At 44.0% G+C, this 26,552-nt stretch carries 35 protein-coding genes, 2 pseudogenes and 1 riboswitch; of the genes and pseudogenes, 13 read left to right on the top strand and 24 right to left on the bottom strand.

Annotation, left to right across the window (positions count from 1 at the left end; genetic code table 11):
- Positions 1-81: 81 nt before the first annotated feature.
- Positions 82-258 (top strand): annotated as a pseudogene (locus ACFQ4A_RS09155) (cbb3-type cytochrome c oxidase subunit I); the annotation flags it as partial.
- On the opposite strand, the gene ACFQ4A_RS09150 reads toward ACFQ4A_RS09155, so the two are convergent.
- Positions 209-388, bottom strand: a complete 180-nt coding sequence (locus ACFQ4A_RS09150) for a metallophosphoesterase family protein (RefSeq protein ID WP_382399772.1) — start codon at positions 386-388, stop codon at positions 209-211. The pseudogene ACFQ4A_RS09155 and the gene ACFQ4A_RS09150 sit on opposite strands and share 50 nt — an antisense overlap.
- A 168-nt stretch (positions 389-556) precedes the next feature.
- On the opposite strand from ACFQ4A_RS09150, the gene ACFQ4A_RS09145 reads away from it, so the two are divergent.
- Positions 557-664 (top strand): putative holin-like toxin, encoded by a 108-nt coding sequence (locus tag ACFQ4A_RS09145; RefSeq protein WP_324223390.1) that lies wholly within the window; start codon positions 557-559, stop codon positions 662-664.
- Between the two features lie 177 nt (positions 665-841).
- Here the strand turns inward: ACFQ4A_RS09145 and ACFQ4A_RS09140 are convergent, their stop codons facing one another.
- Positions 842-2,251 carry a hypothetical protein gene (locus ACFQ4A_RS09140; protein ID WP_382399770.1) on the bottom strand — a complete coding sequence of 470 codons (1,410 nt, stop codon included), beginning with the start codon at positions 2,249-2,251 and terminating at the stop codon, positions 842-844.
- 479 nt (positions 2,252-2,730) lie between these two features.
- Here ACFQ4A_RS09140 and ACFQ4A_RS09135 point away from each other — a divergent pair, with 479 nt between their 5' ends.
- Positions 2,731-3,687 carry a DUF6612 family protein gene (locus tag ACFQ4A_RS09135; protein WP_382399768.1) on the top strand — a complete coding sequence of 319 codons (957 nt, stop codon included), beginning with the start codon at positions 2,731-2,733 and terminating at the stop codon, positions 3,685-3,687.
- Positions 3,688-3,730: 43 nt separating this feature from the next.
- Here ACFQ4A_RS09135 and ACFQ4A_RS09130 read toward each other — a convergent pair whose 3' ends face one another.
- The 3 genes from ACFQ4A_RS09130 to ACFQ4A_RS09120 all read right to left on the bottom strand — a co-directional run bounded on the left by ACFQ4A_RS09130 (position 3,731) and on the right by ACFQ4A_RS09120 (position 5,968).
- A complete protein-coding gene (locus ACFQ4A_RS09130; RefSeq protein ID WP_382399766.1) occupies positions 3,731-4,672 on the bottom strand; it encodes a DUF4349 domain-containing protein in 942 nt (313 codons plus the stop codon).
- A 70-nt stretch (positions 4,673-4,742) separates the two neighbouring features.
- Positions 4,743-5,660 carry a DUF7916 family protein gene (locus tag ACFQ4A_RS09125; protein WP_382399765.1) on the bottom strand — a complete coding sequence of 306 codons (918 nt, stop codon included), beginning with the start codon at positions 5,658-5,660 and terminating at the stop codon, positions 4,743-4,745.
- Between the two features lie 137 nt (positions 5,661-5,797).
- Positions 5,798-5,968, bottom strand: a complete 171-nt coding sequence (locus ACFQ4A_RS09120; protein ID WP_382399855.1) for a YrvL family regulatory protein — start codon at positions 5,966-5,968, stop codon at positions 5,798-5,800.
- A gap of 147 nt (positions 5,969-6,115) precedes the next feature.
- Between ACFQ4A_RS09120 and ACFQ4A_RS09115 the strand changes: the two genes are divergently transcribed.
- Together ACFQ4A_RS09115 and ACFQ4A_RS09110 are read left to right on the top strand one after the other, a co-directional pair.
- The gene (locus ACFQ4A_RS09115) at positions 6,116-6,820 is read left to right on the top strand and encodes an NAD-dependent protein deacylase (protein WP_382399763.1); all 705 of its coding nucleotides are present in this window, start codon (positions 6,116-6,118) and stop codon (positions 6,818-6,820) included.
- A 381-nt stretch (positions 6,821-7,201) separates the two neighbouring features.
- On the top strand, positions 7,202-7,390 hold the full coding sequence (locus ACFQ4A_RS09110) for an aspartyl-phosphate phosphatase Spo0E family protein (protein ID WP_382399761.1): 189 nt from the start codon (positions 7,202-7,204) through the stop codon (positions 7,388-7,390).
- Between the two features lie 41 nt (positions 7,391-7,431).
- Here ACFQ4A_RS09110 and ACFQ4A_RS09105 read toward each other — a convergent pair whose 3' ends face one another.
- The 3 genes from ACFQ4A_RS09105 to ACFQ4A_RS09095 all read right to left on the bottom strand — a co-directional run bounded on the left by ACFQ4A_RS09105 (position 7,432) and on the right by ACFQ4A_RS09095 (position 8,975).
- On the bottom strand, positions 7,432-7,695 hold the full coding sequence (locus tag ACFQ4A_RS09105; RefSeq protein WP_382399759.1) for a hypothetical protein: 264 nt from the start codon (positions 7,693-7,695) through the stop codon (positions 7,432-7,434).
- 124 nt (positions 7,696-7,819) lie between these two features.
- Positions 7,820-8,752 (bottom strand): DMT family transporter, encoded by a 933-nt coding sequence (locus tag ACFQ4A_RS09100; protein ID WP_382399757.1) that lies wholly within the window; start codon positions 8,750-8,752, stop codon positions 7,820-7,822.
- Positions 8,700-8,975 (bottom strand): hypothetical protein, encoded by a 276-nt coding sequence (locus tag ACFQ4A_RS09095; RefSeq protein ID WP_382399755.1) that lies wholly within the window; start codon positions 8,973-8,975, stop codon positions 8,700-8,702. The genes ACFQ4A_RS09100 and ACFQ4A_RS09095 overlap by 53 nt, the downstream gene beginning before the upstream one ends.
- A 151-nt stretch (positions 8,976-9,126) precedes the next feature.
- Positions 9,127-9,224, top strand: a riboswitch (SAM riboswitch).
- Positions 9,225-9,322: 98 nt separating this feature from the next.
- Here ACFQ4A_RS09095 and ACFQ4A_RS09090 point away from each other — a divergent pair.
- Entirely contained in the window at positions 9,323-10,063 is a 741-nt protein-coding gene (locus ACFQ4A_RS09090; RefSeq protein ID WP_382399753.1) for a cyclase family protein, read from the top strand.
- A 166-nt stretch (positions 10,064-10,229) separates the two neighbouring features.
- Positions 10,230-11,336 carry a 5-methyltetrahydropteroyltriglutamate--homocysteine S-methyltransferase gene (locus ACFQ4A_RS09085; RefSeq protein ID WP_382399751.1) on the top strand — a complete coding sequence of 369 codons (1,107 nt, stop codon included), beginning with the start codon at positions 10,230-10,232 and terminating at the stop codon, positions 11,334-11,336.
- 146 nt (positions 11,337-11,482) lie between these two features.
- On the opposite strand, the gene ACFQ4A_RS09080 is transcribed toward ACFQ4A_RS09085, so the two are convergent.
- The 5 genes from ACFQ4A_RS09080 to ACFQ4A_RS09060 form a co-directional block, all read right to left on the bottom strand.
- Positions 11,483-12,361 (bottom strand): cytochrome c oxidase assembly protein, encoded by an 879-nt coding sequence (locus ACFQ4A_RS09080; protein ID WP_382399749.1) that lies wholly within the window; start codon positions 12,359-12,361, stop codon positions 11,483-11,485.
- Positions 12,362-12,638: 277 nt separating this feature from the next.
- Positions 12,639-14,021, bottom strand: coding sequence for an FAD-binding oxidoreductase (locus tag ACFQ4A_RS09075; RefSeq protein WP_382399747.1), 1,383 nt, complete (start codon positions 14,019-14,021; stop codon positions 12,639-12,641).
- Between the two features lie 53 nt (positions 14,022-14,074).
- Positions 14,075-14,461, bottom strand: a complete 387-nt coding sequence (locus ACFQ4A_RS09070) for a VOC family protein (protein WP_382399853.1) — start codon at positions 14,459-14,461, stop codon at positions 14,075-14,077.
- A gap of 106 nt (positions 14,462-14,567) precedes the next feature.
- The gene (locus ACFQ4A_RS09065; RefSeq protein ID WP_382399745.1) at positions 14,568-15,344 is read right to left on the bottom strand and encodes a 3-hydroxybutyrate dehydrogenase; all 777 of its coding nucleotides are present in this window, start codon (positions 15,342-15,344) and stop codon (positions 14,568-14,570) included.
- Between the two features lie 57 nt (positions 15,345-15,401).
- Entirely contained in the window at positions 15,402-15,635 is a 234-nt protein-coding gene (locus ACFQ4A_RS09060; RefSeq protein ID WP_382399851.1) for a GNAT family N-acetyltransferase, read from the bottom strand.
- A gap of 172 nt (positions 15,636-15,807) precedes the next feature.
- On the opposite strand from ACFQ4A_RS09060, the gene ACFQ4A_RS09055 reads away from it, so the two are divergent.
- Positions 15,808-16,401 carry a TetR/AcrR family transcriptional regulator gene (locus ACFQ4A_RS09055; protein WP_382399743.1) on the top strand — a complete coding sequence of 198 codons (594 nt, stop codon included), beginning with the start codon at positions 15,808-15,810 and terminating at the stop codon, positions 16,399-16,401.
- Positions 16,398-17,522 (top strand): MFS transporter, encoded by a 1,125-nt coding sequence (locus ACFQ4A_RS09050; protein ID WP_382399741.1) that lies wholly within the window; start codon positions 16,398-16,400, stop codon positions 17,520-17,522. The genes ACFQ4A_RS09055 and ACFQ4A_RS09050 overlap by 4 nt, the downstream gene beginning before the upstream one ends.
- A gap of 121 nt (positions 17,523-17,643) precedes the next feature.
- Here ACFQ4A_RS09050 and ACFQ4A_RS09045 read toward each other — a convergent pair whose 3' ends face one another.
- On the bottom strand, positions 17,644-17,814 hold the full coding sequence (locus ACFQ4A_RS09045; RefSeq protein ID WP_382399739.1) for a GrpB family protein: 171 nt from the start codon (positions 17,812-17,814) through the stop codon (positions 17,644-17,646).
- Between the two features lie 74 nt (positions 17,815-17,888).
- Between ACFQ4A_RS09045 and ACFQ4A_RS09040 the strand changes: the two genes are divergently transcribed.
- Both ACFQ4A_RS09040 and ACFQ4A_RS09035 read left to right on the top strand, forming a co-directional pair.
- Positions 17,889-18,155 (top strand): ribbon-helix-helix domain-containing protein, encoded by a 267-nt coding sequence (locus tag ACFQ4A_RS09040; RefSeq protein WP_382399737.1) that lies wholly within the window; start codon positions 17,889-17,891, stop codon positions 18,153-18,155.
- Positions 18,142-18,561: a type II toxin-antitoxin system VapC family toxin gene (locus ACFQ4A_RS09035; RefSeq protein ID WP_382399735.1), complete on the top strand. Its 420-nt coding sequence runs from the start codon at positions 18,142-18,144 to the stop codon at positions 18,559-18,561. Before ACFQ4A_RS09040 ends, ACFQ4A_RS09035 begins: the two co-directional genes overlap by 14 nt.
- A 257-nt stretch (positions 18,562-18,818) precedes the next feature.
- On the opposite strand, the gene ACFQ4A_RS09030 is transcribed toward ACFQ4A_RS09035, so the two are convergent.
- The 8 genes and pseudogenes from ACFQ4A_RS09030 to csaA form a co-directional block, all read right to left on the bottom strand.
- A complete protein-coding gene (locus ACFQ4A_RS09030) occupies positions 18,819-18,998 on the bottom strand; it encodes a hypothetical protein (protein ID WP_382399733.1) in 180 nt (59 codons plus the stop codon).
- Positions 18,999-19,481: 483 nt separating this feature from the next.
- On the bottom strand, positions 19,482-19,652 hold the full coding sequence (locus ACFQ4A_RS09025; RefSeq protein WP_382399731.1) for an IS1096 element passenger TnpR family protein: 171 nt from the start codon (positions 19,650-19,652) through the stop codon (positions 19,482-19,484).
- Positions 19,577-19,768, bottom strand: coding sequence for a hypothetical protein (locus tag ACFQ4A_RS09020; protein WP_382399859.1), 192 nt, complete (start codon positions 19,766-19,768; stop codon positions 19,577-19,579). The genes ACFQ4A_RS09025 and ACFQ4A_RS09020 overlap by 76 nt, the downstream gene beginning before the upstream one ends.
- Before the next feature lie 97 nt (positions 19,769-19,865).
- Positions 19,866-19,994 carry an IS1096 element passenger TnpR family protein gene (locus ACFQ4A_RS09015; protein ID WP_382399849.1) on the bottom strand — a complete coding sequence of 43 codons (129 nt, stop codon included), beginning with the start codon at positions 19,992-19,994 and terminating at the stop codon, positions 19,866-19,868.
- A 320-nt stretch (positions 19,995-20,314) separates the two neighbouring features.
- A pseudogene (locus tag ACFQ4A_RS09010) lies at positions 20,315-20,470 on the bottom strand (TipAS antibiotic-recognition domain-containing protein); the annotation flags it as partial.
- A gap of 92 nt (positions 20,471-20,562) precedes the next feature.
- Positions 20,563-21,093, bottom strand: coding sequence for a GrpB family protein (locus tag ACFQ4A_RS09005; protein WP_382399729.1), 531 nt, complete (start codon positions 21,091-21,093; stop codon positions 20,563-20,565).
- A gap of 9 nt (positions 21,094-21,102) precedes the next feature.
- Complete coding sequence (locus ACFQ4A_RS09000; RefSeq protein WP_382399727.1) at positions 21,103-21,405, bottom strand: TIGR04104 family putative zinc finger protein; 303 nt, start codon at positions 21,403-21,405, stop codon at positions 21,103-21,105.
- A gap of 37 nt (positions 21,406-21,442) precedes the next feature.
- On the bottom strand, positions 21,443-21,775 hold the full coding sequence (gene csaA / locus ACFQ4A_RS08995) for a chaperone CsaA (RefSeq protein WP_382399725.1): 333 nt from the start codon (positions 21,773-21,775) through the stop codon (positions 21,443-21,445).
- Between the two features lie 609 nt (positions 21,776-22,384).
- Between csaA and ACFQ4A_RS08990 the strand changes: the two genes are divergently transcribed.
- Complete coding sequence (locus tag ACFQ4A_RS08990; RefSeq protein ID WP_382399723.1) at positions 22,385-22,828, top strand: DUF5392 family protein; 444 nt, start codon at positions 22,385-22,387, stop codon at positions 22,826-22,828.
- 54 nt (positions 22,829-22,882) lie between these two features.
- Here ACFQ4A_RS08990 and ACFQ4A_RS08985 read toward each other — a convergent pair whose 3' ends face one another.
- Positions 22,883-23,464: a hypothetical protein gene (locus ACFQ4A_RS08985; protein WP_382399721.1), complete on the bottom strand. Its 582-nt coding sequence runs from the start codon at positions 23,462-23,464 to the stop codon at positions 22,883-22,885.
- 436 nt (positions 23,465-23,900) lie between these two features.
- Between ACFQ4A_RS08985 and ACFQ4A_RS08980 the strand changes: the two genes are divergently transcribed.
- Positions 23,901-25,391: a BCCT family transporter gene (locus tag ACFQ4A_RS08980; protein ID WP_382399719.1), complete on the top strand. Its 1,491-nt coding sequence runs from the start codon at positions 23,901-23,903 to the stop codon at positions 25,389-25,391.
- A 48-nt stretch (positions 25,392-25,439) separates the two neighbouring features.
- Here ACFQ4A_RS08980 and ACFQ4A_RS08975 read toward each other — a convergent pair whose 3' ends face one another.
- Entirely contained in the window at positions 25,440-26,354 is a 915-nt protein-coding gene (locus ACFQ4A_RS08975; RefSeq protein ID WP_382399717.1) for a ketopantoate reductase family protein, read from the bottom strand.
- Between the last annotated feature and the right edge of the window lie 198 nt (positions 26,355-26,552).

Below are 26,552 nucleotides of genomic sequence, written 5' to 3'. Positions count from 1 at the left end.
TTATACTTTAGCTGTGTACTTATTGTTCTGTTTTCAGGCTGAAGTTTCTTCGCTCGCGCTGAAGTTGGCGGATTCCGGCTGATGCTGTTCCGCGCCGGTACTGACGCACTGATGATGCGAATACAGCTGGCCTTTCCGGATATGAATTTCCTGAACGCCCAGCATTATAATGAAATCTTCACAACACATGGAACAATCATGATCTTTTTCATGGCGATGCCGTTTCCGATCGGTTTGATGAACATTGTCGTTCCGCTGTATAGACATCGGCCGTTTTCCAATCACCTGCATGAATAATGAAATCGGCTGATTGGAGTTCTGACGTAAGCCTTGCCGGCAGTTTTCCGGCTTCTTTCAAATGCGTATCTGCTGTGACGACGATTTTCATGGGGGACTCCTTTTATATAAAGAATGGTATACCTTAATGCGGCATACCAAATAAACGAACGTATTTTCTGTTTTACTGTCTACTTTTTATATAGTGTGATATTATATTGATAGCAGTTGCATAGTATAGTGGGCGGTTGACCATCTCCCATGGAAGGGAGGTGGTAATATGACGACATATGAAGCACTTAGTTTAATTGCACAATTCAGTCTTGCAATAACAACAACCCTGACATTAATCGTAACAATTGTCGTCTATCTAAAGAGAGAGAAGTAACCGCCCATTGACCAGATAGTGCGCTTACTTCTCTAGAGCTAAAAACATCTTGTATCGGTCAACCGCTCTTTATGCGGTCTGCAACTGCTGGTACTGGGTAGTTTGCGCTACTCGGTACCTTATTCTTATTATAAGTATACGTTTGTTTATCTATACTGTCAATTTTAAAAATTCTCTTCAACCATTCGCCATCCACTGCACATACACCTGAACCATCACGTATAACACAATCGCATATTTATAGTTAAATTTAAGACCATTTTTTAATGGACTCAAACCGTTCGTTCCGCTCAGCACAATGACTGGCATGATCAGCGGTGATAATAGAATTGAAATCGCGCTTCCAGAAGTAACCGCCAGCACAATCAGCTCGGGCGGGTACGGCAATGAAATGCTTTCCAGAATACCGGCAACCAGAACCATGACTGTCAGCGGTCCAAGTCCCATAAAACCTAGCACGATAACAATCAGCGGCAAAAAGTATAATATATTGATAAACGGAACTACTTCCTGAAGTGCATAAACGCCCTCGACAATCGCTGTCCCAATTCCCGTTTGATTTAAGCTGAATATCATGACACCCGCCGATGTCAGCACACTGAATTGATAAGCCTGTGATGATAGCCCATTCAGATAGTATTCTTTCATTTCCGAAAGCAGTCTTTTCGGTCGTTTCTTAACCAGAAAATAAATACCAGACCAGATGATAATGACGATTGGAATCAGTATCATCAGTTCCACGCTAAGCATTTCATACGTCAGAAAAATCGTCCCGAACAGCGTGATGAACAGAAAGCCAAACTCCAGCGTCTTACGCTTCTGCTGCTTCTTGTTTGAAAATTTCTCAAGCACTGTATCGATCTCCGTTTTGATTTCGGCTGTCAGATCAATACTGTAACGCTTTTCTTCAAAATACGAAAAAACGATTGCCACAATCATCGCTGCTGCTGTTACTAAAAAACCCTGTAAAATCGTGACAGACAGCGAAGCATTCAGTGCCTCCACTGCAAACGCAAAGCTTGGTATGCTGATAACCCATAAGGTTGAGAGCGCAAACGCACGCAGCAATGCCGTTCCTTTATATTTTTCCCATTCCTCTCCCCGCTGATTTTTCAATATGTCATTAACAAAGTGATACATCATCGGGATGCAACCAAACAGCAAGAAATATGAAATGATATGTGTGAAGAACATGACACCGGTATAAAATTTACGGCTTGTATCGAGAAAATTATGTGCTAAGCCAATAATTTCCTCAACATAAGGTTCAGACCGCAATACCCAGCTGATCATCGGTACAACAGCCAAAAGGCCAATAATATGACGCATTTGCAGCAGACCACTTTGCAAATTTTCGGGGAAAGACCCTTCTGCAAACACCAGCATAATCGTGAATCCGGTCAGTAACAGAAAAAGCGGTAGTTTGAAATGATGTATTTTTAAATGAATAACCGATAAAAGTAGCATAAAAAGACCGATAATCGCATGTAATCCTGTCAATCGTTCGTTTTCCAGAAAATAGGTAATAAAATACAGCAGGGCATAAAGTAAGATGCAAAATCTTAGCGCCTTTGTGGTGACCCCCATTGTGACGTTCCTCTCAAAATATTAGTCTATTACTCATTTTAAGCATATACGAGGACAAAAGCCAATAGAACGACATCATAGACTGTGACGGGTAGCGGACATCAAATTTAAGCAATTTCAGACAAACAGCAGATGGCCATGAAAGCACACGTAAAACACGCTTCCAATCCCGCCATATCGTTTATCATTCCACATACAGGGAATCGCTAAGGAAGAATTAAACAAGGCGTATCATCATGTCTTCCACACAAGTTATTTTATTGCTGTTAATCGGCTATCTCATTTTCACATTTGATAAAAAGCACCACTCGCAAAAAACTAGTAAATAAGTAGCGTTTTTGAAGAGGTCAAAAGTTTCATATCAAACGACGTCATTTTATTGTATAATGCAATTCAGTATCAGATAAACCCCGGTGAGTAGGCGCTTTACTTAGGCCGAGCCCGGGTTACATTAACACTTGCGGAGAGGAGTTTTTTTATTGAAGAAAAATCTGAACATATTCTTAATCATGACTTTTATCATGCTACTGGTAGCCGCCTGCGGACAGTCAGACTCAGATGCATCCGGTAGCAACGACGAAAACGAAAACACTGAGGCGACAGAAGAGGAAACAGAACAGGAAGAGCAAGAAGAAGAACTTACAGCTGAAGATGTGGTCATTAAATCAAGTGAAGCTATGCAGGATTGGCCGGGCATGGAATACACGTCCGATATGCAACAAAATGTCACCGTTACGCAGGGTGAACAGGAAGAATCTTTTGATCAGACAATGAATATGAGCGCCCGAATGACGCTTGACCCGATGACTATGGAGATGTCAGGCGAAACCAATATGCAGGGTATGCAAATGCCGATTGAAAGTTATTATGTTGATAATGTGATGTATACCGAAGCAGAGGGACAATGGATTGGCATTGAAGGAATGGATCTGGACCAGTTTGCCCAGCAAAGCCAGGGCCAAAATCCAACGGAACAAATGGAACAATTTAAAGACATGATCACGGAACTGTCAGATGGCAATGATGAAAGTGAATTTATCAGTATGCAAGAAGAAGACAACGAATATGTTGTTGAAATGAATCTGGATGAAGAAGCTTCCGCCAAAGTGATGGATATTGCCATGGAACAGCTTGAAGGAACGATGGAACAGCAATTACAGCAAATGGGGGCCGGAAATGCCCTTCAAGATATGCAAATCAAGAACATGCATCAAACATATGACATCGACAAAGAATCCTTTGAACAATCAAAAATAGAACAGCAAATGGAAATTGAGATGCCGATTGAAGATGTGAACATGACCATGGATATGGATATGACAACTGAAATCATCGGAAAAGTTGAAGAGGAAGTTACCGTTCCGGATGATGTTAAAGATAATGCTGACATGATCAGCATGGAAGAATTGCAAAATGAACAAGAGCAAATCGAATAATAAGCTAGCGTACCCCCATCTGCACTAAGCATGGGGGTACTTTTCATTCATTTTCCTGATGACGCTTTTTCCGCTTTCTAATCATCCAAAAAGCGCCTCCCCCGATAATAGCCAGTATTATTAAAACCGGTAAACCGCCAATCATGAAGACGAACAATCCTGAGAATACCGAGAGCAAGAAATTAATACTTTTCATGAACTGCCCTTTTGTTTTGTCCCATGTATTCAAATCGTCTTCACCGGATAGGCTGACGTTATTTTCCTCAATACGGATCGTTACAGTTGCCAGGTCCACTTTGTTGTCCAAATAATGCATCCGCCCCGTTATCTCCTCAATTTCCTGTTGTACGTCAGCGAGATCATCCGAGATTTTTAACAGATCTTCCGTCTCGTCAGCTTGCTCCATAAACGACAGAAGTCTTTCCTCGACCACCTGTTTCGAATCTAAACGGGACTCCAAATCAACATATTCCTCTGTCACGTCCTGGCCTGAGGTTGAGCTTTCCAAAACGTTGCTGCTGCCGTCTTCCACCATTTGAATAAACGCTTGGAATTGATCCTGTGGCACACGCACTGTCACCCGACCGGTCGTCAGTCCTTCCTCGTTGCCTTCATGCATGTTCGATTCAACAATATAACCACCACTGTCTGATGCATCGGCCTGAATGGCATCCACCGTTTTCTGGTAGTCCTTCACTTCGATACGAAGGTTTGCTGTATAAATGACTTTCCGGTCATCCTGATTGGTTTCATCCGCTTGTTGTGCCGCATTTTCTTCATTGGATTCAGGCTGTTCCTGATCAGTCGGCACATTTTTATCCATACTGGCATCATCTGTAGCGTTTAACGTGGTGCTCTCGGTTTCGGATTCCTCTATATCCATGTCAGCCTGGTCGGTCATTGAATCATGCTCTTCCGATTCGTTGCTGCAGGCAGTCAGTAACAGCCCTATACTTAACATGAACATGAACAACTCTTTTTTCATCATAACCCCGCCTCGCTCTTTTTTCTATAGACGATCATAACCGGAAAACGTTTCATTATATGCGTCTTTGTTACCGGTTAATCGACTCAGCCATCCTGACATACGTATGTCGCTTCCCACGAATGGCAATCGAATAGTCCATAATATTTTCCGGAACAGCGATGCCATGCGCCCCGGCATCACCGATATGATGAATGTCGGCTCCTGCCATTTTATTTTGCAGTGCCATTTGTTGAATTGTCTCTTTTGCTGAACCCTCTTGACTTGTGCCGATTGCCGTTAAGGCCAGCGCGTCCTGTTCGTGGGCGGCTTGAACGAGTTGTTCTGTCTTAGTCAGTGTTGTCCCCGGCACACTGCCAATTGATGGTAGAAGAATCACGTCAGCGCCCGCCTGAGCGAATTCCGTTACGACATCTTTGCTCACGATACCGCTGCCAGCTTCGTTTCTCACTCCAGCTCCATGCATTTTTCCAGCAATAATCATGACGTCATCCCGAAAAATGTCTTTTGCCTGCCTGATTGATTTCAATATCGCCGTATTTGTCACACCTGTCTTCGGATTACCGGTCAAGCAGACAATATCAACACCCAATTCTCTCGCCTTTTCCAGCGATTCAGAAGCAGCGGTACGCCCTGTCGGTAGATTAGCCAATGTCTCCGCATTATCCGCATCAGGATCAACCGGTTCCAAATTAATCCCGACAGGACGGCCGATCAACTTTTTCAGTTCCGTTATCGCATTTTTCGAATCATTCATGGAAAGCCCTTCGATGTATGGCTGATCAACATCAAATAAATTCAGCAAAATCAGATCAGCTCCAAAAGCAGCCGCATACTCTGCATTTGTCAGCCCGGGATAAAGCGGCGTTGATGCACAAACCACTTCAGATAACATCACCCTGCCTTCCGAAGCATCAATCGCTTGCCTTAACTGCCGGCCATCCATGTCATTGAAGTCAGATGCGGCGCAGTTCAACAATCGTTTCATATGCTTTACGCCCTCCTTGTGATTTCCCTTCCTATTCCTATAATCGTTCAAAAATCCCGAAAAGGGGCACCGGATAAAATTTTTATATTTACGCCCCCAGAACGCGTTGGAAAACGATTATATATATAGGAAGGTTCTTATGTTTTATGTCCCAACCTTTCTATCTTACTTTCATCATTAAAAGCATATTCAATAAGTGCCAATAGAAAAGCTGCTGCCATTTCCGTTGAAAGCGGGACAGTGACACTTGTTATAAATTCATCAACCGTAAATAATGTCAGCCATTCAATTAACGTATCGATAGTTATATACGCTAACGACGATTATCATCCATTCTTTCATAATTTACTAAAAAGTTCTACCTCCCTTTTAGTAGGAAGCGGCCATTGTGACATAATGTTTTAGGTGATACATTATCCCTAAGAGATGATAACAGTCATTTGGAGGTAACAATCGTGATCAAGAATTGGCTTAACGAATCAAACAATACTGTTGTGTTTACCGGAGCCGGCATGTCAACAGAAAGTGGATTGCCTGATTTCCGCTCGGCCAACCAAGGATTATGGAAACAAAAAGATCCAAGCAAAATTGCCAGTACTGATGCATTAAATCATAATGTTGAAGAATTTATCGACTTTTACCGGACGCGTGTGCTCAGTGTAAAAGATTACAAACCGCATAAAGGACATCATATTTTAGCCGACTGGGAAAAACAAAACCGCATCCAAACCATTATTACCCAAAATGTTGATGGTTTTCACCAGAAGGCAGGTAGTCAAAACGTCGCTGAACTGCATGGCACATTAACAAAACTGCACTGCCAGTCATGCGGCAAGGAATACAACAGTGATGAATATGTCAATCAGGAATATTATTGTGGTTGCGGCGGCATTTTGCGGCCTTCCATCGTCTTATTCGGGGAAACACTGCCACAGGACGCTTTCCAGTTTGCCCTGTCTGAAGCGGAGAAAGCCGACTTGTTCATTGTGCTGGGATCGTCATTAAGCGTGACACCGGCCAATCAATTCCCGCTGATCGCCAAGAACAATGGTGCCCGGCTGGTGATCGTCAACAAGGAGCCAACCGAGCTCGATATGTATGCAGACCAGGTCATTCACGGACGAGATATCGGTGCGGTTTTAGAAGAATGGAATCACTGATGACAATACGGCAGTCCACCACTAAAAGCATCGCTGCCACACATTTTTATACTCAGGTTGCTCTTTGAAGCATGGACCGGTCACGTTCTGCAACTGATTTTTGGCCAGTGAGCCCCATGGTCAAATCCATATCGACAAGCAAATTTTGCAGCACTTGCTGAAGGGCGTTATTGTCTAATTGTCTGCTGGAAATCCGGCATGTCATGATGATTCGTGTCTGGTTAACCGCTTCATCATCTGATCATATGTCGTATTTTGTAATGTTTTGACTTTGTTTGCAGAAATGGTTGCATTTTATTTCAGGCGTGCCATAATAGGTTTTGTGCGTTTTGAGCCAAACGTCCTAAATCTTTACATAGTTCGAAAGGAAGATTGATCGCAATGCATATTTTGGAACCAGAGCCAACCCGACAGAATTTAAAAAAGGCTATCTCCTTTAAACGAAAAGAAATGATTAACCTGGGGATGAAATACGGCTTGACGGATAAAAGAACAATAAAGTGTAGTCAGCAGCTGGACAACCTGCTGAACTTGCATAAAACCAGAAAACGTTACGATCTGACGGGATGAGCATGATCCTTTTAATGACGTGACTTCCGACCAGATATGATTTAATGATACCAGGTTTTGACTTTATCAAGATCATTTAAAAAATGCTCAACTTCTTCCTGGTTTAAACGAACAAGAATTTGATCATATAATGTCAGAACCTGACCATCATCCTCATGTTTATGTTTATGTAGATAATCGGTCAGGGCATGCAATTGCTTCTTATTAAGAATTGACGCTGTGGAAAGATGCTTCACTTTCCGGAGCAAAAACGCATTTGCAGATTCATCGAACTCGCCGGAAATAATATGCCCATCCAATTGCATGATTTCACCTCCATAACGTATGACATGTTAATAATTTGCCCCAAATCACCGGTATTATAAGTGATCGGTTGCATCAAAAATTTTGCCCCTCTAAACAATCGTTATGGCCGCGCGCGATACCCCCCTAGTCAATTGCTTTTTCCTGATGCTGTTTCCCGTAAAGATGCTTCTGTCGTTTTCCGCTGTTTCCTGTCGTCAGCATGACCCCAGTAATAACCGCCAGAGCACCAGCCACTTTCATCATCGTGATCGCTTCGTCCAGCCATAACCAGGCCCCGACCATCGTCACAATCGGCAGGAAGTTCAGAAATACCGAAGCTTGTGAAGCACCCAGTACGCCAACAGCACGGTTATAAAAGATTAAAGCAATGAACGAGGGAAACAGACCGAGATAAGCGATCCCCGCTACGTTCGCTGGCTCGATCAATAGCGATGGGACGCCAGCAACGAGCCATTCAACCGCGACAATCGGCAAAAGCACGATAATGGAAATGCCGCTCATCACAAAAAGTGCCCCGAATTGCGGGAATAAGGACATATATTGTTTAACCAAAATCGAATAGACCGCCCATGATCCGACGGCGCCGATCATAATACTATCACCGATATTCCAGTTCATACCGGCGATCGAAAAAATCCGGCCATCCAGCACCACCCAAACAGCACCGAAAAGCGATAACAGAACCCCGACTATTTGGCTATTTCGGAGCCGTTCTTTTAAAAGAAACGCGCTCAACCCGACAGTCGCGACAGGAATAACCGTTTCCAGCACCGAAACGTTTGTGGACGTTGTAAACTGCAATGCACCATATATGAACGTATTAAAAAACGTGATCCCTGTCAGTGTCATAAGCAAAAAAGGCTTTTTATATTCCCTGAATTTATCCCGATAAGCCCACGCACTGCGAAGGCCAAATGGCAGCATCACCAAAAACGCGACCACCAAACGGAAAAACGCAATCGTAAACGGCGGGAGCTCATTAATCGCCCTTCCGGTTAAAATGTTACCGGCATAAAACACAACAACGAACAACATCATGATATAAGCATTGACCATGAAATCCTCCTCTTGAAAAGATAGCAACCCATCCCAAAGCTGCATTTAATGACTCAGGCGTTTTAAAGAGCCAGTTGAAAATAGGGCCGTTTCCTCTGATATTCCCCGCTACTAATTCACTTAGTCCCAAGCTATTCCGGCCACTTTGTCCGATAGTCCAATTTTTAAACGCTTCTTCCAATTTAACAGAAAAGAACAACAACTGCACCCAAGCTTCCTGCATCTAGTCGTTTATTATCACCTTCGTTTGAAGTCAGGTAACATATAAACTTTTTAACATGATAAACTTGACGCTAAGTTTTGAAAATTCCTCCTTGACATTCAAGCATAGCAGGTGTATTGTATGTATTAATATCATAACTGAATAAAAAACGTTCTTATCTAGAGAGGTGGAGGGACTGGCCCTTCGAAGCCTCAGCATCGGTCTGTGACTGTGCTAATTCCAGAAAGCGTTGGACGCTAAAGATAAGAAGAGTGAACTATGTGAACCCAAGCCTCTTCTTATCAGAAGGGGCTTTTTTAGTTTCACAATCGTTTTGATTCAGTTAAATTTAAAGGGAGGTGGGGAATATGTGTAACACATTAATTGAGGCAGTCAACGTGTTAAAGGAAAAAGAATGGATCGACCTGACGCATGCGTTCGGGCCGGACTCCCCTCATTTTTCCGCATTTGATCCGGCAGAGTTCAAGACGTTATTCGATCATGATGACGGGTTCTTTGCCCAGCAATTCACTTTCCCGGGACAATATGGAACACATATTGATGCGCCCATTCATTTTGTACCTGGGGATAAGCGTTATGTGCATGAGCTGGAGCTGCAGGAACTGGTGTTGCCGCTGGTTGTCATTGATAAATCAAAAGAAGCCGCCGAAAACCCTGATTTTACACTTGACTTGGACGATGTTCTGGCATTTGAAAAAGAGCACGGTGACATTGAGCCAGGTTCATTTGTTGCACTAAGGACTGACTGGAGCAAAAACTGGCCGGATCAGGAAGCTTTTGACAACGAGGACGATGAAGGGAATAGCCATGTGCCAGGCTGGTCCGTTGAAGCATTGCAGTTTTTATTCGAACAGCGCCACATCAAAGCTATCGGCCACGAAACATTTGATACCGATTCAGCCATTAATTTCCAGAAAAACGGCGCACTTGTAGCCGAATATTACGTGCTTGATCAGGATACGTTTCAGGTGGAAGTGATGACGAACCTTGATAAAGTCCCGGCAAAAGGCGCCGTAATATTTAATATCGTACCAAAAGCAAAAGGTGCAACCGGATTTCCGGTACGATCATTTGCCATTTTACCTTAACTGTAAGAAAAACGCTGATGCGTCTTTTCAGATACTAGCGGTCAGATGTCAGATTGGAAGACATCCCGAGTTAGCTAATTAGTATTGAAAGCGTCGTCCAAAATTTATACTATCTTATCTTATAAGCAAAAACCTAAACAAACTATAATAGAAAGAGGGAATGAAAATGACCAAAGTAACCACAAAAGCACCATTCCGTGCAGACCAGGTCGGAAGCTTGCTGCGACCTGACCGGCTGCACGAAACAAGACGAGCGTTCAAGAAGGGTAGTATCTCTGCTGAACAGTTACGTGAAGTGGAAAATGACGAAATTAAACGTATTGTCGACAAACAGTTGGAAGTGGGTCTTCAGGCTGTAACCGATGGCGAGTTCCGCCGCACATTTTTCCATCTTGACTTCATGGAACATCTGAACGGGTTTGAAGGCTATGTCCCGGAACAAGGCTATGCGTTTAAGGGTGAGGAATCGGAAAAACGCAATGTCTGGAACTCAGGTGACATTTCGTTTAACCCGGACCATCCATTTTTGCAGGATGTGACGGATCTGATTGACATTGTTGACGGTCGAGCTGAGGTTAAATTCGCCATTCCGAGCCCGAATATGTTTTTTAATGACGGCATCCGGAATCCTGACATTTATCCGGACCTGGAAAAGTATGCAGACGATATCATCAAAACATACCAGGAGGCCATTCAAGCTTTTTATGATGCCGGATTGCGTTACCTGCAGCTGGATGATGTTTACATCGCCGGGCTGGCAGCCGACAGTGTGCCGTGGAATGAAGATCCAGGTGAGCAGCGCGACTATTTGATTGATTTGGCCGTCCGAGTGCTGAACGAAAGTCTGGCCCATAAACCGGACGAATTGACTGTCACAGTGCATTTATGCCGCGGTAACTACCGTTCCACATGGGCATTTGAAGGTGGTTATGACCGGATTGCGCCGAAGCTGTTTGCCAAAGGTAAGGTGGATGGATTTTTCTTGGAGTATGACGATGAGCGCTCCGGCAGCTTTAACCCGCTGACATTCATTCCGGAAGACGGCCCGCGTGTTGTTCTCGGTGTCATCACGTCCAAATCTGGTGATCTGGAGGACAAAGGTGAAGTCGTCACCCGTGTTCATGAGGCATCCCGATATGTATCGCTTGATCAATTATGCTTAAGCCCGCAGTGCGGATTCGCTTCGACACATCACGGGAACAAACTGACCGAACAACAGCAATGGGAAAAACTAAAATTGATCGTGGAATCAGCAAAACAAATCTGGGGATAGTCCAGAGACTGAAGATTAGAAGCCGGACAATCGCATCCGAGTCAACCGAGTTCCAATTTGAAAAACAGCTTGCAGAGGCTCTGCAAGCTGTTTTGATTGGTTCATGGTACATTATAGGGAAGTCGTACCATGAGGATGATGTGTCCTTACCGTTTCCGACCTTTTTTCCGTCTGTTACGCTCGTTCATTTGGATGACAATGCCCTGCACCACCCTTGTGTCATCATCAACTTTGCCTTCATTTTCCTCCTCACGCAACCCCCACATTTTTAGCAGGTAAAACAGGGCAAATGCGTAACTAAGCAGCTGGACAAATTTCAGTACCCCACCTGCAGCCTGCTGGTCGTAAACAGCTGTCAAGGCGGGCAGCAGCTCACCTGAGGCAGCTGCATAAGCTGTATACATCGGTTCTTGTACGACGAGCAGAAAAATCCCGATCGGCATGAGAAACAGCGCCATAAAAAATACATAGATAAGCCGCATGAAATAACTGTGATCGGCCACTTCCTCCGACGGCTGAATAACGACCCACCATGTGAGAAAAGCAAATGTCACCAACAGCACTTCATAAAAAAACTGCAGCAACATGCTCCCATGAATGACATTGAAAACTGACGGGATAAAAAACACCGAGATAAGTCCATTAAATGCGATTGCCATAGGCCATGGGTATTTGAACAGAAACCCGGCAATTTTAGACCGTCTATGGCGCCAGAAAAAGACGGTCAGAAACTGGGTCGGCAAACTCAGGATGAACAGCGGTACCGCAACAAAGGCCATAATGGACAGCTGCAGGATAAGTGCACTGACCAAATAATCATCGGCAATCACGGCAAAAGGCGACCCTTCCACCAGATAAAATAAACTGACCGCTGTAAAAAAATACCTCTTCTGCGTATTTGTCGCGTTGTAATGCGGTGATTTGATAATGGTGTTGATATACCAATAACAGAGCAGCAGAGCCGCCACCAGCGTAAGCGGACCCACGAGTTCATACCATGCATGATTGGCTAACAAAGAACTCATTCCGCATCACCACCATTCTATCGCCAAATGGCTGTTATTTCCTTCAGTTTACCAAACTATGCAGAAAATGCATAAAGCCAAGCTCAAAAACGTTCTTTCGGCAGTCAATGACAAGGGAGCCCCTTTCCAAAATCGCTGTGCCGTATTGCCCGCTTATCAACCTTTTCGATTGAGTATCAGCGTTTTCGTGCGTGTATCAGCGGGTTTCGTGCGTATATCAGCGTGCTTCGTGTGTGTATCAGCTGAAACCCGGACAGTGCCAGGGTGTCAGCTTTACTCACTCGATAATTTTCCCCGGATTAAGCATATCGTCCGGATCGAGTGCTTGCTTGATTTTGCGCATGACGTGGCGTGCTTCGCCGTGCTCGCGTTCCTGATATTTCTGTTTTCCGGTGCCAACACCGTGCTCACCGGTGCATGTCCCGCCGCGCTCAAGCGCATAGCTGACAATCCGCTCATTCAGCTGGTTTGCCCGGGCAATATCATCTGGATTTTCCGGGTCAAGCATTAACAAAATATGATAATTGCCGTCACCGACATGTCCGACGATACCACCAGCCAATCCGGACTCCGAAATGGCGATTCTCGCGTCTTTCACTGCACCTGCCAGTTCGGAAATCGGTACACAGACATCCGTCACCATCTGTTTTCTGCCTGGGTGATTATGAATAAACGCATACGCGGCGTTGTGCCGCGCTTCCCATAGCTTATTGCGCCCGGCGGTATCGGTTTCAAATTCAATTTGCCGGCAGTTCATGTCACTCACAATCTCTTCCATAAAATCAACATCATTTTTTAAGCCGGCTTCATTGCCATGCAACTCCAAAAATAATGTCGGCGCTTCATGATAATCGGTCTCACTGTATTCATTCATCTGTTTAATCGCTTCCTCATCCACAAGCTCCACTCGAGCAATCGGAATACCGGCCTGCATAATGGCAATCACGGCATCCACTGCATCATCGACACTATGAAACTCAGCCCGCGCTGCCATGATATGTTCAGGAATGCCAATGACTTTTAATGTCAATTCGGTAAAACAGCCCAGTGTTCCTTCAGACCCAACGAAAAGCCCATTCAGATTATAGCCTGATGATGATTTGGCTGCCATGCTTCCGGTATGTATGATCGACCCATCGGCCAAGACAACTTCCAAATCGCGCACATTATCCCGCATGATCCCATATTTGACTGACGTCGTACCACTGGCATTGGTCGCCGCCATCCCGCCAAGTGTCGCATCTGCACCAGGATCGACGGTAAAAAACAGACCATACTTTTTCAGTTCCTTTTCCAGTTGTGACCGGGTGACACCCGGTTGTACTTTAACAAGGAAATCATTTTCCCGCACTTCCAGAATCTCGTTCATGTTGGCAAAGTCAATCACGATCCCGCCCTGCTGCGGGATGACATTGGCTTCCAAACTTGACCCATACCCATATGGCACAACAGGTACGTCATATGTTTTTGCCAGTTTCACCGTCGCACTGACCTCGTCGGCACTTTCCGGAAAGACAACAATGTCCGGCAAGTGCGGCGTGTGGTACGATTCATCTGAACTGTGCTGCGCCAACAGCGTCTGGTTGGTTGTCACCCGATTTTCTGCCAAAGCTTCCTGCAATGCCGCCACCAGCTTCATATTTGTTTGTGTCCCCTCCATTTAAAACGCTCCCCCTCTGTATTAGGCTTATGAATTTCTCCCGTTTGCGTAAACTATCGAGCCTCTGAAATCTGGATCAGGTTGCCACACGTGTCATCGAAAATAGCAAATGTCACCGGCCCGGCTTCAGTCGGCGCCACTGAAAATTCCACGCCATGCTTCCTCAGGCGCTCATATTCTTTCTGGATGTCATCGACAACAAACGATGTGATTGGAATGCCCTGCTCGTAAATCGCTTTTTGATACGCTTTAGCAGCATCATTATCATTCGGTTCGAGAAGCAATTCCACACCATCCAGATCTTCCGGTGATACGACGGTCAGCCATTTGAAATCCCCTGCCGGCATATCCATTTTTTTCTGAAAACCGAGCACCTCTGTATAAAACTGAAGCGCTTTCTCCTGATCATCCACAAATACACTTGTCATTTTAATTCGTATGCTATTCCTCCGTTCTGTTACTCCCATTATAGCAGGAAAGGCAGATTATTTTAATGTGATAGGTGTCATTTGCTTGTTGGATAGGTTAGCCCTTAAGACGGCGTGACTACTGCGCTGTATACCCGCCATCCAAAACGACAGCCTGTCCGGTAACGCCTTTTGCTTTATCACTCGCTAGGAAAAGTGTGTAGTCAGCGATTTCTTTGACATCCAAAAGGCGTTTTTGCGGCACCAATGGGTACAATACTTCCTCAAGCACTTTTTCCACCGGGACACCACGACTTTTGGCCAAATCCCCAAACTGGTTGCGGACGAGCGGCGTATCCACATAGCCAGGACACATCGCATTAACGGTAATGCCGTGCTCAGCTCCTTCCAGAGCCGTTACTTTTGTCAAACCGATCACACCGTGTTTGGCACTGTTATAGGCAGCCTTACCGGCAAAACCGATTAGTCCGTTGACCGAAGCCATATTGATTATACGGCCGAAACCTTGTTCTTTCATAATCGGAAAAACATGTTTGGTTGCCATGAATGGTGCTACGAGCATGATATTGGTAATCTGGTTAAACGTCTCGGTCGGGAAATCCTCGATGGATGCAACGTGCTGCATACCGGCGTTATTAATCAATACATCCAGTCTGCCATATGTGTTGACGGTTTGATCGATTGCCCCCTTAAGCTCGTCTTCATCTGTTACGTCACATTTAAGCCCGATACAATCATATCCGTCACCTTGCATTTTTTTCGTAACCTCATCCACCTGTTCCTGATTGATGTCAGAAAAGGCTACTTTGGCACCGTTTTCCGCAAACGCTACACCAATTTCATAGCCAATTCCGCTTGTTGCACCTGTTATAAAAACAACGTGATTATCTGCCATGACATCATCTCCTTTGCAGAATCGTTTATCGTGCCAATTAATACAGCTTCCTGCAGGTCAATCAAATGTCTTACGAAAGCCGTAAAAACTCCGGTAGCCATGCTGTTCATAAAACGTACGGGATGAACTCACTGCAAGCATCTCGACCCTTGTTTTCAGAAATTGCTCATGAATATATTGCAGCAGTTTGTCCCCAAATCCCAGTCCACGATACGCTTCATCAATGACCATCTCACAAACATAAAGTGTGATAAAGCCATCGGTCAGTCCACGGATATGGCCGATCAGCACGTTTCTCAATCATTCATTCCAAAAATTCATGCGCGCTCTTCGGATTCAACTGATATTCCCCCATATCTTTATTTCGATATCACCGGAAAAGATTCCTTTAATTATTGCAAAAGAGACATAATCAATGTATATTTTGATTGATCAATCAATCAGTTAAGGAGGGGTGACAGCAATGGCTAAACCAAAATCCAATCAAAAACGCGAACAAATTTTCCAAGCTGGTTTAAAGCTCTTTGCAGAAAATGGCTATACCAAGACGACGATTAAAGACATAGCACAAGAAGCCGGTGTCAGCTTTGGTACGGTGTTTACCTACTACGAAAACAAGGCTGCCCTATTCCGGACTTGTGTAACTGCACCGCTCCGGGAATTCAAAAATCACATGCATGATGCCCGTGAGGAGATGCCATCCATGACACTTACAACATTGAAAAACCTTGTCAAACAGCACATTAGCTTTTTTATGGAACGCGAGCATTATTTACGTGTCATTCAGTATGTCATCGGTCAGCCGGAACGCTTTAGTGAGATCGAAGCACTCGATGAATTTGCGGATGAGTTCCGGCACTTCATTCAAGACATTATGAGAACCGGGATGGATAAAGGATTTTTACCAAAAAGCGATCCGGAAGAGGTCAGTTACGGCTATCTGGCATTCCTTATGGGCATGCGTCTGTCGTTCACCGACCAGGCCAAGGCACACCAGACCAGCGCATTTAAAAACCAGGCACTCCGCCTGTTCGGCATTCAGGAGGTCCTGCAATGAGCCAATTTCGCCAGCTTCACCGCGCCATTAAAATACGCCTGTACCTCCAGTTTGTCACAACTATGGCAACCATGGCCATTATGCCGTTCATAGCCATCTACTTCAGTCATCTTGTTGGAGCGAAAATGACGGGGGTTCTTGTGATGGTGGTGATTACGTCCGGGATTATCGGCGGCTTCCTTCGCGGTTACGTGTCCGATCAGATTGGCCGCAAAAAACTGCTGGTCCTGTCTGAATTCGCCATGGGGATTTCGTTTCTGGCGATTGCCTGCTTTAACGCACCCTGGACCGTTATGCCGTACGTCAGTTTTGTGCTGTTTATGGTAAACATGTTTTTCAGCGGACTGTATATACCTGTGTCAACGGCGATGATTTTCGATCTTGTTCGTAAACAAGAGCGGAATTTTGTATTCACAGCCCAGTACTGGATTTCCAATCTGGCTATAGCAATCGGCAGCATAACGGGGGCTTTTCTGTTTGAGGATTATCACTTCTATCTGTTTCTGGCGGTTGCGGCTGTCACCATCATATCCGGGCTGATCACCTATCTCTTCATCAGTGAGACATTTGTGAAGGCTAAAACTGATGGTGAAACTGCGGTAAAACCTGCTTCTATACTTAGCAATTACCAATCTGTTTTTAAAGATCGGACGTTTATGGTGTTCATGATCGCCTCAATGCTTGTCCTGTCACTCGAAAGTCATTTAACCAATTATATTGCGGTTAACCTGGAAAATAACATGGAAGAGACAAACTGGCTCGGTTCATTCTCGCTTAATGGGATTAACATGACAGGTATCCTGCAGGCAGAAAATACGCTCATTGTGGTGTTTGCGGTCAGTCTGATCACCTGGCTGATCAGACGCACATCCGACTACAGCAGGTTAATTTACGGTATGACCCTTTATGTCATCAGTTATGCGCTGTTGAGCTATACGGTCACACCATCACTTTTGATCGGCTTTATGGTCCTGATTTCACTCGGTGAGCTCATCCTGATTCCTGTGCGGCAAAGTTTGCTCGCCGAACTCACACCCGAGTCACAGCGAGGAATCGCCGGTGTACTGCTTATGGCTTCCGTTATGAAACAGCCGCAAAAGGCGGAGCGTATGTCAGGCTAAACACTTCCGCCCGGTGTCAGGGCAGCCGGGCTGGAATTGGAATCCGCTCAAATGTTCACAAAATCGGCTCAATTTCACATTTTTTTAGCTCAAACGTTCACATTTATGTCAAAGTATCCCATCAACCCTGACTGCTTCCCTTCTGCCGATACCACGCCAGTGCCTTCTGTTCGGTTTCTTGAACAAAACGATTCTTTCCGTCAATATAAGCATCCATATCATCAGGAAAGTGCGCCGCCAAATCCAACTTCAGACTGCTATAATGCTCGGCTGCTCGAGGAGTCTTGGACAAAAGTATTTCAAAAAATCACGTGGGATTCGCATACATCGCCTTTTTGTTGTATAATGTATATGAGGTGGTTAACCATGGACGATAAACAAAAAGTTAGGAAACAAATTTATCTCGAACCTGACCAAAATAAAAAAATTAAACAACTATCAGCACGTGAAAGAAAGACGGAAGCCGAGATCATTAGAGATGCTGTCAATAATTACCTGTCAAATAACGAAGCGAATACAGACCCATTATCCCAACTTATTGGCATGGTAAAAAACGGTGACAGGCAAGGCTCCACAAAACATGATCTTGATATTTATTTAAGCGAAAAGAGTGAAACACATGAAAAGGAATAAGTTATTCATAGATACAGGGGCATGGATTGCTTTAATGTTGGAGACTGATCAATATCATGAAAAGGCTCGCTATTTCTTTGAAAGCATCGATTTATCAGTTACACGCACCACCTCAAGTTTTGTCATTGCGGAGACTTATACCTGGCTGCGATATAGAGAAGGGTTTAAATGTGCTCACCTTTTTCTTGAAATAGTTAATCATTCTAAGGCAAGCAGAGCTTTGGATGTTATAGAGGGAGATAAGGATACAATCGAATTAGCCGAACAAATTTTGAGGGATTTTTCAGACCAGCGCTTGTCTTATGTGGATGCAGTAAGTATGGCAATGATGAAAAAGAAACAAATGAAACAAGTTTTTGGCTTTGATCAACATTTTTACATAATGGATTTTGAAGTAGTTCCATAGGCAAGGAGTCACCATCGTCTGATATTGGAATACGAAAGCAATACGCGTTTTGTGGAAAATCACTTGATGTACATGCGATACGCACACAGAATTTCGCAACGGTTTTCATTATCTCATTATAAGTGCCTTTATATAAGCATGCATTAGCCGTCTCAGTATTTCAAGTAATATTATATCTATTTTAACCTGATTAGCTTAGCCGTTTACGGAGAGCTAATGCATCTGTTGTAGTTTGGCTCACCTCTTTAGTAACATTATTAAGCTAAGCATGACTGAGCGTAAAAGTTAAATTTATTCATAGCATCAGATAATGTACCTAAAGCATAAAAAACCTCTTTAGACCGCCCAACACAACCAACTAATGGTGAAGATAAAAATTGTAACATTTCAGCTATTTCATCTAACGTTCGCTTAGTGACAAATACTTGCTTGTTCATCTGTCAATCCTACATCGTATTTAAACATGAGATCTATCAATTGTTGTCCATCTATCAAAATGACTCGTTTATCTATAGATAGTGCGTATTCATATGTTTGTTTTGAAAACCTAGTGGTTTAATAAATATCCCCTTAGATGCTTGCCTCACATATCACGTCTGCCTACCTTAACTATTAACCCAACTTTCGGCTTTAAGACTTTAAAATCCCCGCATAGCAGTATTTTCATTTTTTTGGTCACTACAACCTTTGTTAGTTTATTTTAAAATTTAATTACCTGGCTCAAGATAAGAAACTTCCCCTTTCACTTTGTTACAGAGCAACAGTAGAGGGAAGTGTGAAAAATGTCAACTTTTATTAGGTCACTACAATCACAAAATTTAAAGTTTAACCCTATAATGTGGGGCTTGTAAGATGTTATATGCTTTATTTTGGCCTTTTTATAAAATTTTTCAACTTCAACAGCTTAGACATCTGCCAATTTATCTTTTCAATATCCAATGCCAGTGTGGCCGATATCCCTGGGACAACACCCACTGCCGCGTTTCCTCGTATTCCGGGTCAGCCTGATTGTTCATTATTTGTAAAAAGTCCGCATAGCCTCCTGAGCCGCCAACATCTTCCGGTGAACATGTCCCACCCGCTTCCAGCAATAACCGAAATCATAGCGATACATAAAGACAGGGTGGTCCTCCACGTACCTCGGCAGCTTTCGTGCCCAGGCTTTTTCCAACCGGTTTGCCAGGATCATTCGATCATAACGGTCCATTTTCCCCAGGTCCAAATCATGAACGTGTTTTTTGAATGCTTCTATTTGTTCTAAAACTTGATTCTCATATATTTACATATTTTCACAAAATGTACGATCAACTAGCTGACTGGGATTCCTTTATTTTCAATTCCTTCTCAGATTCTTGCCAGCCCATGACAAATTGGATCGTGTCATGTAACCGCTTGAAGGTTGTTTCGCCGGGTATTATAAAACGCCTCTCCAGACTGGACTGGGTAGACGCTGTAATTCAACAGTAAATTGATATGATTTAAACATGGTTTGTCTCCTTTGTTTTTGGGTGATTGCGTATTATTCTTTTAAATATTATCTATTATCTAAAAGAAATTAAAAAATTTTGGGAGACACGAAAATCAACTGATTTACACTACAACTTTGTGACAAATAAAAGAAGCCTTGAACCCATTTCACACAAAGGATCAAGGCTTCTTTTAGCTTCATTTAACTGCAAAAGTCAAGTATTATTACAGAAAGGTGCTGAGTTGTCAACTGCATTTCAGGTGGATGAATTTTGCTAAATCTTAAACGTTCATCATTACTATAAAGTTGGCCTAATCCATAAAAGGCATCAAGCACGTATTCACTAAAGTTTTTATTTAAAAAGTCATACCATTCTTTTATTGCTGCTTGTACCTCTTGAGAGTCGGGGGATTGATCAAGAAGGTATGCAAACTTAGTGAAATTTTACTTATTTACGGCTCAAATGTTCACAAAATCGGCTCAATTTCACAATTTTTTAGCTCAAACGTTCACATTTATGTCAAAGTATCCCATCAACCCTGACTGCTTCCCTTCTGCCGATACCACGCCAGTGCCTTCTGTTCGGTTTCTTGAACAAAACGATTCTTTCCGTCAATATAAGCATCCATATCATCAGGAAAGTGCGCCGCCAAATCCAACTTCAGACTGCTGTAGTGCTCGGCTGTCCTAGGGTGTTGCCGCAAATAATCCCGAAAAGCCAGATGACGTTTAATATGGGGACTTCCCACTTCAAATATGTGCACATGATGTGTCCGGTCATCGCCGCCCTTCATAAAAAAGCGCCGTCCGACTATGCCATTCTCACCTTTTCCTTCATAGCCGAGTGGTTCCATTCCACTAGTAAACCGGTCGATCCGGCTGATATTCCTGACGACCGGCATTATATCGATAACTGGCTTGGCGTACAGCCCGTCCACAGACGTGCTGCCAATATGATAGATTGCCAGGATTTCATGACTCAAAACACCCAGCAGTTTTTCTACCTCGATATCGAACAAAAGCGGCCAAAGGGCATCGTAAGGAACAACTTCAATTTTCCGCATGCCCTTCTCCTACCAATACGGTTCCAGTTCATTTGACAGTTTCAGAAAAAACGGCATGACACTTATCATACCGGCGCTGATCACGATCACCAGGATGAGCGCCATCCAAATCGTCAGCCCGCTTATATACGGTAAAATAAAAACAAGCGGGATCGGCATCATGCCGATTAACATGGTCTTCCGTCTTGATGAAGCCGACTCATATTGTTCTTCTCCGCAATACGGACACGCCATCGCTGTTCTGAATCGCACCAGACGTATAAACGTTTGTTTCCACGACCATTTCTTGCCGCAATTTTGACATGTCGGCATCAGCTTTACCTCCTCTCCCCTATGTAAAACCAGAGTGCTATGATATCCGCGTTCCATTCGCCACCGGCTCATCGGGTCGCAATAACACCACATCATTCGCTTCCTGGGCCCCACCGATCACCAGCACTTCCGATTTATAACCCGCAATCCGCATCGGCGGAAGATTCACAACACCGACCACTTGGCGCCCGACAAGCTGATTAGGGTCATACCGTTTCGTAACCTGTGCTGAAGATTGTTTCATCCCAAGCTCATCACCGAAATCAATCTGCAACTTAATAGCTGGCTTTTTGGCTTCCTGAAACGGCTCCGCTTTCAATACAGTACCAACGCGCATATCAAGCGCCATAAAGTCTTCAATCGTTGCCAACGTGACTCCCTCCTATCTTTTATGATAGCTCCCTTTCAATATGGCCCATTTGCACAAAGAGGTTGGGACATAACTAAAATGACAATTCTAAGGATGAACAATACACTCCTTGAGCGGAGGAAATATGCGTAGACTCCTGCGGGAGGGAAGGGATAGGTGAGACCCCGCAGTGCGAAAGCACGAGGAGGCTCACCAGCCGCCCGCGGAAAGCGAAGTATATTTCCGGAGCGGGGTATATGCACCAACCATAACTTCTAGTTAGTTCGGATTTTTCTGTAATAAAAACACTTTTGTCCCAACCTCTATAAAACTTGCATCCCGCTTTTTCCTTTAATTGAAAAGGCTTTTAAAATGACAAGAAAACGGTCATCATTGTATAATAGATTTTAACATACAATTCTTAAGAGAAGTAGGTTTGACGGTAAAGTCGTCAGTACAGACATGTAGTAATTTTCGACTTTTCCGGCAATAGCGAGATGTTAGTAAGACCTTGCCAATCAGCATTTGGTCTGGTTTTTTATCATAATCCAGTCACTTTAATTAATCGGCTTCAGGACAGCCGATTAACGCTATATTCGATTTATTTTTTACGAGGAGCGGATAACGCATATGAACCCATTCACGACTAGGGGTATGCCCTCTTTTATCGAGAGGGAGATGGAGATTATTGACGAGCTGGTGAAACCAAAGCTGAAGAAAAGTTCTAAGTATATGTTTGTTGCCATCCCCTTGCTGACGATTTCAATCATCAATTTGTTTTTCATGCTGGTCATTAATGGCTACAATCAGGACATGATGATCGCACTTGGCATCTATGCCCTGCTCGGTGCGATTGGTGCGGCCCTGTACAAGGAATCCAGGCACGTCAATAAAGAAATACGGCAAATCGGTATGGAACATATCATTCAACGCATCAAGTCCAGTGAGCATGTGAATGATTATACGAAAGATCACTATATCAATCACATTAAGGCCAAGCCAAAATTCGGTCTGCAAACCTTTTTTAATTTCCTGTCAGAGGAACAGCAGCGGCGAAAGATGATGGGGAATTAGCAGCAAGGCTGTCCGCAAAAGCTTCCATTGTAACCTATTGCGGACAGCCTTTTTCTATGCGGAATTACGCCCCGCTCTTTTTTGCTGCATCCACACAAACAGCCTTGTAATGGCGTATGACACGAAGAAGAAGAGTAAATAAAACAAAAACAGGTGAAAATAGTTAAGACCCTTATACATATGAAAAAAACCGAAACTTACAATAATCGGCTTAGCGACAAAAGCAAAAACAGCCGATAACAGTGTTGCGTGAAGGTAAATGTTTTTGGCATGATTTAACACCCATTGATACATCAAGATATAGGAAACCGGTGCAATGGATCCGTCCAATGCAATGCTTGGCAGATATGGGAGGATCTCATACGGGTATTCAAGTAACCCCATTGAAATTTGGGCCGCATTGACATATTGAAACCAAAGATGAAAATTGATTCCAAAAAAAAGCAGCAGCAAGATGTTATTCCTGTCAATAAATAAAATCAATATAATAAGCGGCACAATTAAAGCCGCCAGGACAACCCAAAATTGCCACGTCCCAAAATCCGAAAATGAAAACCAGTAGTCCACTTGTAATTGTGTGATTTTCTCTTTTAAGCCCCTTATTTCGGCCAGTCGATTCTGTTGCTCGTCATTCATTTAATACCCACGCCTTATCGAATATAATCTACGTTGACCAAACCAATCTGCCATTAATTTAACCATGTCCCGGAGTTTTATGTACCCACTGTTTCGCTATTCCCCGTTGTCTGCATAATATGCCGATTTACCCGGTGGAAAATTTGTATTTTCGGCAGAATTCAGTATAATAATAAACTAGCGTTTCATTTAAGAGGTTGTTCAAAAAGTCCGGTAAAAATGACACGTCGAATTTCTTCGTTGGCTTGTTTCTCCGCTGTTCATGTATCTAAAGGCATACACTCCGCTGCTCGAAACGGCACCGCCTCGAACTTCTCGGTCCTTTTTATCCTCCTTTTTGAACACGCACTTTAAGGGGGATAGATTCACCGTCATTAAGATATTTTAAACTGATCAGCATCATCGTATTGACGTCAAACTTTTTTTAGGGGGTTTCATGAAGAAAGTATCCAAAGTTTTTTACATAACGGTTGCATTAGTTATCATAACCGTCGTATTTGGCGCATCGTTTCCGGAACAATTTGAGCGAATCACCGGTAACATCCAATCCTTTGTCGCCACAGGATTCGGATGGTATTACATGCTCCTCATGTCTGCATTAGTGATTGTTTCCATTTTTATTGCCATTAGCCCGCTCGGAAAAATCCGGCTGGGAAAAGATTATGACCAACCTGATTTTTCCACGCCAACATGGGTTGCCATGCTGTTTTCAGCGGGTATGGGCATCGGACTTGTCTTCTACGGTGCCGCTGAACCACTTTTTCACTACATGGCAGATGCACCGACAGCAGAAGTCGGGTCTGACCAGGCATTTAAAGAAGGGCTTTCCTATGCTTATTTTCACTGGGGGCTGCATGTTTGGGCCATGTATGGTGTGACAGCATTGGCACTCGCCTTTTTCCAATTCCGCAAAGGTGAACCCGGCCTCATTTCGGCAACACTTAAGCCATTGTTTGGTGACAAAATGAACGGTCCGCTCGGTACATTGATTGATGTTCTGGCTGTCTTTGCAACGGTATTCGGGGTGGCCACGTCACTTGGTTTTGGTGCTGTGCAAATTAACGGTGGCCTGTCACACCTGTTCGGTTTTGACGTTGGCTTTACATCCCAATTCATTATCATTAGCGCTGTAACCATTCTGTTTCTGATTTCGGCCTGGTCCGGTTTGAGCAGAGGTATTAAATATTTATCCAATACGAACATGGTACTTGCCATCATTTTGTTAATCGTCGTATTGATTGTCGGTCCGACACTGCTGATTATGAATATGTTTACGGAAACACTCGGTATGTATATGCAAAACATCATTGAATCGAGTTTCCGTACCGCACCACTGGAAAGTGACAACCGTGGCTGGCTGGATGCCTGGACGATTTTCTACTGGGCATGGTGGATTTCTTGGGCGCCATTTGTTGGCATGTTCATTGCCCGTGTATCACGCGGACGGACCATCCGGCAGTTCATGGCCGGTGTACTTATACTACCGACACTCGTTATTTCCATTTGGTACGCCGCTTTCGGGACAACAGCAGGTAATGTGCAGAACAGCGGTATTGACCTGACACAATATGCAACGGAATTAGTCCTGTTCAACATGTTTGATCAATTACCTCTGGGGCTGCTTCTGTCGATCGTTGCGATTTTGCTGATTGGCTCATTCTTTATCACGTCTGCCGACTCCGCAACATTCGTGCTTGGTATCCAATCAACATACGGATCATTGGAGCCGCCAAACAATGTGAAAATTGCCTGGGGGATTGCCCAGTCATCGGTTGCTCTGATTTTACTCTATGTCGGCGGGCTGCAGGCAATCCAGAACACGATCATCGTCGCCGCCCTGCCATTCTCGTTTGTGATGATCCTTATGGTTATAGCGCTATTTAAAGCCCTTAACCAGGAAGCGAAAATTATCAAACGGGAAAAATAAGACCATAACTAAACCATCCTGCAGCGCACAGGATGGTTTATGCATTAACTAGCGAATTTCAAACGGCTTGATCAACCCAAGAACAGCGCGAATATATGGAACATCCACACCCGCTTTCTCGGCAAGCCTTACTGCCCCGCCCTGCAAGTGATCGACCTCCAGCCGCAACCCTTTACGCCGGTCCTTATGCATGGATGACGTCGCTTCACGATCCAGCGAATTCACATTCTTAATGGTAGCCTCAACCTCTTCATCCGAAATAGTTGTCCCATATGCCATGGCCAGCGACTGCATTTCACGAAGAATCCTGTCAGCAATATGCAGTGTTTCAGGATGTTCGCGAACCGGTCCAATCGGTAGGTTGGCAGCTGTGGTCACTCCTGAGAGTGCTGTGATGAACATATATTTTTTCCAGATCTCCCACGTAATATCAGAACTGTGTTTGCCATTGAATCCGGCGCTCTCTGAAATCTCCGCCAGTTCGTTGCAAATCTTTTGCTGAGAAGGCTCAAGTGCGCCAAAAATCAACTCATGCTTGTCCCCTGTCTGTTCGACGTGGCCTTTATCATTCAGCGTGGCAAAAATAAATGACAGGCCGCCGATGACATTCGCCTTGCCAAGTTCTTCCTGCAGCACACTGATATGTTCAATACCATTTAACACTGGCAGGACACAGGCCCCTTTTGCCGTTAAGGCTTTTAAATGATCCAACGTCCCTTCCAGATGAAACCCTTTCACACTGACCAGCACAAGATCGGCCGATTCAATCGCACCAGGGTCTGTTATCACCCGGGGATTTTCCAGATCATAATCACCATGTGTACTATTGATTCGCAAACCGGTTTCTTTAATTTGCGCCGCTCGTTTCTCCCTGACCAAAAATGTTACATCAACACCGGCCTCAATCCAGCGCCCACCGAAATAGACACCCAATGCGCCAGCACCTAATACTACAATATGCAAACAATCCCTCTCCTCTCCAGATTGGTTGTTAATTTTAAGAATAGTCTTTACTGACCATTTTGTCTACCTTCCCACTTTAAACGGGTATCCGGAATTACTGAAAATCTTCAGTTACTAACAAATTATTGACAATAATGGCATTTTTGCTATGATAGATGAATCAATTAAACGGTAAATGTGACAGAAAGGAGACTTAGC

It is taken from the genome of Lentibacillus salinarum (assembly GCF_042679865.1).
GTDB classification, from domain to species: Bacteria; Bacillota; Bacilli; order Bacillales; family Amphibacillaceae; genus Lentibacillus; species Lentibacillus salinarum.
Note: the sequence above shows the minus strand (reverse complement) of the source record. Positions and strands in the feature narration are given on the sequence as shown.